This window comes from Limnospira sp. PMC 1279.21, from assembly GCF_032349615.1.
GTDB classification, from domain to species: domain Bacteria; phylum Cyanobacteriota; class Cyanobacteriia; order Cyanobacteriales; family Microcoleaceae; genus Limnospira; species Limnospira fusiformis.
In genome coordinates this window covers 1-6793 of the sequence record NZ_JARPLU010000213.1, presented here as the reverse complement: position 1 = coordinate 6793, position 6793 = coordinate 1, and the positions used below count along the sequence as shown (strand labels likewise).

Sequence of the window (6793 nt, the reverse complement as noted above, 5' to 3'; positions counted from 1 at the left end):
AGGTGATCGGAAATTCATTGAACCCTGGCCAATGGGTTGATATGACTCTAATAATGTTATAGTAACACCTACTGATTCATCAATATTGTTATCTATTATGAACACTACCTTTGCAGATGTCAAAACTATAGTCCAGGATTTAATTACCCGCTATCGTCATCGGGTGGATTATTTAGCGATCCGAATTGAGGAATCAGAGGAAACTAATATTTTATTAAGGGGCGATCGCATTGAAACTTTGAGCGAGGGTTTGTCTTTAGGGGGACAGGTACGCGCTTGTTATCGAGGCGGTTGGGGTTTTGCTAGTTTTAATGATTTATCTAAGCTAGAAGACCGGATTCAAGAATCAATTATGGCGGCGCGATTAATTGGTACTGAAGAAACTATCCTCGCGCCAATTCCGATTATTGAAGATAGCTATATTTTACCGCTGACCGGTTCCGATCCTCGTCATATTCCCCTGTCGGACAAAAAGACATTATGCGATCGCTATGGAGAAATTCTCCGCAGTGTTGATGACAAAATCACCACCATTTCTGTTAGCTATAATGATAGCACTCAACGGATGCTCCTAGCTACCTCTGAGGGGACTTTACTAGAACAGGGTTGGGTAGATATGGAAATGCGTTTTGCCGCCACAGCGCGCCACGGAGAAACCGTCCAGACCGGACGAGAAACCACAGGTTCCAGAACAGCCTATGAAGACCTAACCCAACTTGAACATCAGGTTCGCAGCGCCGCCAAACGGGCTGTTAATTCTCTTAATTTACCTCCCGTCCGGGGCAATATTTACACTGTAGTTATTGACCCAATTTTGTCCGGTTTATTCGTTCATGAAGCCTTTGGGCATCTTTCAGAAGCAGATATGGCTTACGAAAATCCTGACCTCTTGGAAGTCATGACTTTAGGGCGAGAATTTGGGCCGAAAAACCTCCAAATTTTTGATGGTGCATCCCCAGCAGGACATCGGGGTAGTTATTTTTATGATGATGAAGGAACCCCCGCTACTAAAACTCAATTAATCCAAGATGGGCGATTAGTCGGACGGCTACACTCCCGCGAAACTGCTGGTAAATTAGGAGAAAATCCCACCGGAAATGCTCGTTGTTTAAATTACCATTATCCCCCTTTAGTACGGATGACTAACACTTGGATTGAACGGGGAAATACTCCCGTCGAGGATTTGTTTAGTGAGATTAAATTGGGGGTTTATGCACGGAATTGGTTGGGGGGAATGACTAACGGCGAAATGTTTACTTTTAGTGCTGGAGAAGCCTGTATGATTCGCAATGGAAAATTAGCGGAACCTGTCCGGGATGTTACCCTATCTGGTAATGTGTTTACCACTTTGGCAGATATTGAGGAAATTGGTGATGATTTCTATTGGGATGAGTCGGGAGGTTGTGGAAAAGGAGGTCAAAATGGGCTACCTGTAGGCTGCGGTGGTCCTAGTTTGCGTATCCGTAATGTGGTTGTGGGAGGAGAAGCATCATAAATTAATTAAAAGCCTCCTAAAAGTCACTACCAGCACCACCCCCACCACTACTACCCCCACCAAAACTCCCACCACTACTACTACCCCCACCAAAACTGCCACCACTACTACCGCTACTTCCACCACTACTGGAGGATGATGATAAGCTGGGAATTGTGTGGTCGGTTTTTGTATTGTAGTTGCAACATTCACATTGATAGGTAATCCGTAGGAGTCCTGTACTATATTGAGTGGGTGAGACGACGGTTTGTGATGTGCTGGTTACGGTTAATTCTTTACCAATAGGACATTCTGAATGGCTGGGCTTGTTAACGTAGGCTTTTAGATAGATAGTATCGCGACTCAGTGCGCCTACTTCAGGACTCCACCACGCCTCAAAACTAACATTTCCGAGTTTGGCGGCTACCTGTTCATGGTCTGTTAATAGGGGTTGGAGTTCTGCGGTTTCTAAGGGTTCTAGGAAAACTTGTGAATCAGTATTATAAACAGGACGGAATGAACGCTGATTTTTGTTTTTCTTAAAACGCCATTCAATGAGTTGAGAACTGATGGTAAAACAGCCAATCAAACTAATTAGAGATGTGATAATTATTCCCGATTTAATTATGCCAATCCATGATTCTTGATAGTATATTAACCACCCAAAGAAATGTATGGAAAAAATAACTACCATAGGTAATACCATAGTTATGGAAACAATAAATACCATAGTAGTTAATACCATACTGCCAATTGCTGAACCGATGGGCTGATTAATTGTGGTGGGCTGATTAATTGTGGTGGGCTGATTAATTGTGGTCATTGATACTAAGATAGTTTTATACGCTTTTTTATACGCTTTACCCACCAGGATTATAAACAATATAGCTATCAGAGCCACCCCTGAAAATGGAGCTAATTGTGGGGTTCGATACAACATCCATAATACGGGGATAGCAGTTAAGGCAAATAATACACAAAATATACCTAAGCGGACATAAGTATAAGCGCCAGTTTCACTGGGGTCAAATGTTGTAATCCGCTGATAGTCTCCAGGCTTAACCAAAATAGGTTTTTGGGCTTCACGGCTGGCTAAATTATAAAAAGTACATGATAATAAACCGGCTGAACCTGTCAAAAACCAAACTAAATTAGGGATATCTATAGGGGGTTGAAGGCTGGCATCAAAAACGTGGTATTCTACGGCTTGAATTAAGGCTTGAGTTCCGGCTAAAATGCCATCATTAAAATTATCATTTCTTAAATAAGGAACTACATGATTATCAATAATTCGCCCGACTCTCGCATCAGGTAAAACTCTCTCAATACCGTATCCGGTCTCAATTTCTACACGGCGATCGCCTACAGATGTTAAAAATAAAAGACCGTTATCTTGACCCTGTTTACCAATTCCCCAATGATTAAATAGTGCAGTGGTAAAGGCTTTAGGGGAAGGATAAGACCCGGTTTCAGGAACTGTCACCACAGCAATTTCGGTCCCGTTTTTTTCTTCGAGTTCAAAAATCATCTGATTTAATCGGTCTTCTGTTTCATTGCTGAGAACATTCGCCATATCTGTCACCCATCCCCCATATACTTCTTGAGGATTAGGAACTTCTGAGGGAGTGAGACTATAACTGACGGAAGGCTGTGATATCAGGATGATGCTAAAACAGAGAATTCCTAAGCACCATACTCCTAAAATGCGACCGTAGCGCTGGATACTGTTAATTTTCATAATTCCAGGTTAACTCATCAGCAAGTTATGTGATATTATAAGGACCTACAATCAGCAGAGGAGCAATTCTTTAAGAAAACTTAATTTTTGGGGAGAGGAAGATTGATGAATGATGCTGCTGATAGCAATATTCCCGAAAGACTCGCGCCAGAAGTGTTAGAAGTGGCTTCTCGGTTGTATCAGGAAGCTATTGATAGTTATTCGATCGCCGAACTCCAGGAAGCGGGTGCGGAGGTTTCTATTCCGCCAGAATTTATCGAAAAAGCGATCGCCGAAATTGAGAAACAGCGCCAACTAGAAGCGATCGCCCAACAAAAAGCCACCCAACTTAAATCTGGGTTAACATTAGGGGGGATAGTTTTCGCAGTAGTAACGGTATTATGGACTATTGTTACTTATAATTTAATTTCAGCCAGGTATCAGCAAACCCAAGCATCCTGGAGTCAAGTAGAAAACCAACTCCAGCGGCGGGCTGATTTAATTCCGAATTTATTAGCTGTAACTCAAGCGCAAGCACAACACGAACAGCAAATTATTAACCTGTTAATTGAATCGAGGGAACAGTTTTTACAAGCCAATTCTGCATCGGAAAAATTAGTAGCTAATGATGAAATGAATTTAGCTATTGGGCAATTTAATCAGTATGTAGTCAGCCAGCCCCAACTGGGTTATTCCCCGGCTTTTATCGGTCTTATGTATGAATTAGCTGGGACAGAAAACCGCATAGCTACTGAAAGACAAAGATATAACCAAACTGTCCAAGAATATAATCAATACCTCCAACGTTTTCCTAACTCTATAGTTGCTGCTATTTTTGGTTTTGAGGAAAAGCCATTTTTTCGCGCTGAAAATACCCAGGTTCCTAAGATTGAATAAAAGCAGAAAGTCAACCGCCATCTAGTCAAAATTAATCCTATAGGAGGTTGACAAAATCGGATATTTATGATAAAAAAGGGATTTTTAATCAACCCAATTTTTAGCCCTACTGATGGCGCGTGTCCACATAATAAAATGATCGCGCGCCTGTGCGGAGCCTCCTCCGGGTTCAAATATGCGATCGACTTGGCGGCGAGAAATCAAATCCTGGTAACTATCCCAAAAACCGATCGCCAAACCCGCACCAAAAGCTGCCCCTTGGGCGGTAGCATCCAAAATGGCGGGACGTTCGACAGGAATACCCAACAAATCGGCTTGAAACTGCATCAAAAAATTATTTCGGGAAGCGCCGCCATCAACCTTCAGCAGAGAAATAGAAGTTTGACAATCCTTATTCATAGCTTCCACGACCTCACCGACTTGATAAGCGATCGACTCCAAAACCGATCGCACCAAATGTTGTCGCTGTACACCGCCAGTAATACCCATAAAAGCACCCCTAGCACTCATATCCCAGTGAGGGGCTCCCAAACCGCTGAGGGCTGGCACAAAATAAACTCCATTAGTATCATGAACCTGGCGACACAATCCCTCAGTTTCCGCCGCCGAATCAATCAATTTAATTCCATCTCGCAGCCATTGAATACAAGCGCCGGTGGTAAACATAGCCCCCTCCAGGGCATAATTTGCCGAAATCGGGCGGTCTCCCTGCTGTTGAGTCCATGCCATAGTAGACAAAAGTTGATTATGCGATCGCGTCAAAATCTCCCCAGTCTGAGAAATCAAAAAACATCCCGTCCCATAGGTACATTTCAACATCCCCGGCTGGTCGCAACCGTGAGCAAATAAAGCAGCCTGCTGGTCTCCCAAAATAGCCGTAATCGGAATTTCCACCCCCAATAGATTCGGGTCAGTTTTACCAAAAAAGCCGATACTGGGTTTAATTTCCGGCATGATATGGCGAGGAATACCAAACAAATCTAGCAAAACCGGACCCCAATCACCCCGATCCAAATTCATTAACATAGTGCGGCTGGCGTTGCTGTGGTCTGTAGCGTGAACCTTTCCCCCCGTAAGTTTCCATAGCGCCCAGGTATCCACAGTTCCGGCTAAGACATTATCCAAATTAACATGGGGCTTTTCTCGTTTTACCCAGTCAAGTAACCAAGCCAATTTAGTTGCCGAAAAATAGGCATCAACCACCAATCCTGTGCGTTCTTGAATTTCCTCAGCCTTTCCTTGCTCGGCTAATTCTCGGCATTTAGCAGCCGTGCGGCGATCCTGCCAAACGATCGCATTATGAAGAGGCTCTCCCGTCGTCTTATCCCACAACATACAGGTTTCGCGCTGCACCGTCAAACCAATAGCTTGCACTTGGGTCGGAGAAATCCCCGTATCCCGAAATACCCGTTGCATCATCTCTGACGTATCTTCCCAAATCTGTTGCGGGTCATGTTCCAACCAACCAGGTTGAGGATAATGTTGTGTAAGTTCTTTATAAGCCTGACCTGCGATGGAACCTTCAGCATTAAACAAAATCGCCCGATTGCCTGTTGTGCCTAAATCCAGGGCTAAAATATATTGAGTATTTAATGTAGTCATGAGCATTTCTTTGAAAAAACTTACGAAACTAGCACGATCATTTGAAAGCCCCATTGCTTCAGCGCGGGGATGAAAAACAACGGCGACTTTAGTCGCCTTAGGCTAGATGTGCTAACATCACAGCATGATTGTACTTGAGTTTAAGGCAAAAACCAAACCGCTACCAGCTTTAGCCATAGACGAGGCTATTCGGACGGCTCAATTCATCCGTAACAAAGCCTTGCGCTATTGGATGGATAACCAAGGGGTTGGCAGGTACGACCTCAGCCGACTCTGTAAAGAGTTAGCTGAGGAATTTCCTTTTGCCAGAAAACTCAACTCGATGGCTCGTCAAGCGGCAGGAGAACGCGCTTGGAATGCAATTAGCCGGTTCTTTGAGAACTGTAGGAAAGGCATCAAGCCAGTAGGGTATCCTAAGTTTAAGAAACACTCTCGTTCAGTAGAGTACAAAACCTCTGGCTGGAAGCTACTTGAACCTAAGCGTATTAAGTTTACAGATGGTTTTGCTATCGGCGAGTTGCGCTTGATTGGTAGCTATGATTTAGCCCATTATGACGAATCACAAATTAAGCGGGTTCGGCTAGTCCGTCGGGCGGATGGGTACTATGTTCAGTTCTGCATCAAAGCAGATTGTCGAGTGCAGACAAAACCCAGTCAAAAAGCTATTGGGATAGATATGGGACTGCGATATTTCATAGCCACCAGTGATGGCAGTGTAATAGAGGCACCTCAGTTCTACAGAAAAGCTGAAAAGCAGCTTAATCGTGCGAATAGGCGGAAATCTCGAAAGTTTCGTAAAGGAGCAAAACCTCAGTCCCAGAACTATCACAAGGCTAGGAATCGGTATGCTCGCGAGCATTTGAGAGCATGATTTAATCTCAAATTAGGTTAATATTTTACGGCAATACGGTATAATACCAAGTATGGTGCGAGACCTTCGGGTATGAAATAGAGCTGAAATGGGCGTGGGGACTACCCGGTGAGGACTTCAACCCCTTGGTTGATTGGGTCGCATCCCTGGCCATCCCATAACACAGCCTGATTTTTTGGCCCCCCTTCGAGACTTCCAATATGGTTGCCAAGGTGAAGCGTCTAATCAGGTC

General features: G+C 43.9%; 5 protein-coding genes. 3 read left to right on the top strand and 2 right to left on the bottom strand.

From position 1 onward, the window contains the following. Positions 1 to 97 precede the first annotated feature (97 nt). Positions 98 to 1495 (top strand): TldD/PmbA family protein, encoded by a 1398-nt coding sequence (locus P5683_RS21590; RefSeq protein WP_006669723.1) that lies wholly within the window; start codon positions 98 to 100, stop codon positions 1493 to 1495. Between the two features lie 16 nt (positions 1496 to 1511). Here P5683_RS21590 and P5683_RS21585 read toward each other — a convergent pair whose 3' ends face one another. Beyond that, a complete protein-coding gene (locus P5683_RS21585; protein ID WP_008049910.1) occupies positions 1512 to 3212 on the bottom strand; it encodes a YgcG family protein in 1701 nt (566 codons plus the stop codon). A 105-nt stretch (positions 3213 to 3317) separates the two neighbouring features. On the opposite strand from P5683_RS21585, the gene P5683_RS21580 reads away from it, so the two are divergent. Continuing rightward, positions 3318 to 4088 carry a LemA family protein gene (locus P5683_RS21580; protein WP_006669725.1) on the top strand — a complete coding sequence of 257 codons (771 nt, stop codon included), beginning with the start codon at positions 3318 to 3320 and terminating at the stop codon, positions 4086 to 4088. A gap of 84 nt (positions 4089 to 4172) precedes the next feature. Here the strand turns inward: P5683_RS21580 and glpK are convergent, their stop codons facing one another. Continuing rightward, positions 4173 to 5690, bottom strand: coding sequence for a glycerol kinase GlpK (gene glpK, locus P5683_RS21575; protein WP_006626298.1), 1518 nt, complete (start codon positions 5688 to 5690; stop codon positions 4173 to 4175). A gap of 124 nt (positions 5691 to 5814) precedes the next feature. Here glpK and P5683_RS21570 point away from each other — a divergent pair, with 124 nt between their 5' ends. Beyond that, positions 5815 to 6561 (top strand): RNA-guided endonuclease TnpB family protein, encoded by a 747-nt coding sequence (locus P5683_RS21570; protein WP_006626299.1) that lies wholly within the window; start codon positions 5815 to 5817, stop codon positions 6559 to 6561. Positions 6562 to 6793: the final 232 nt, after the last annotated feature.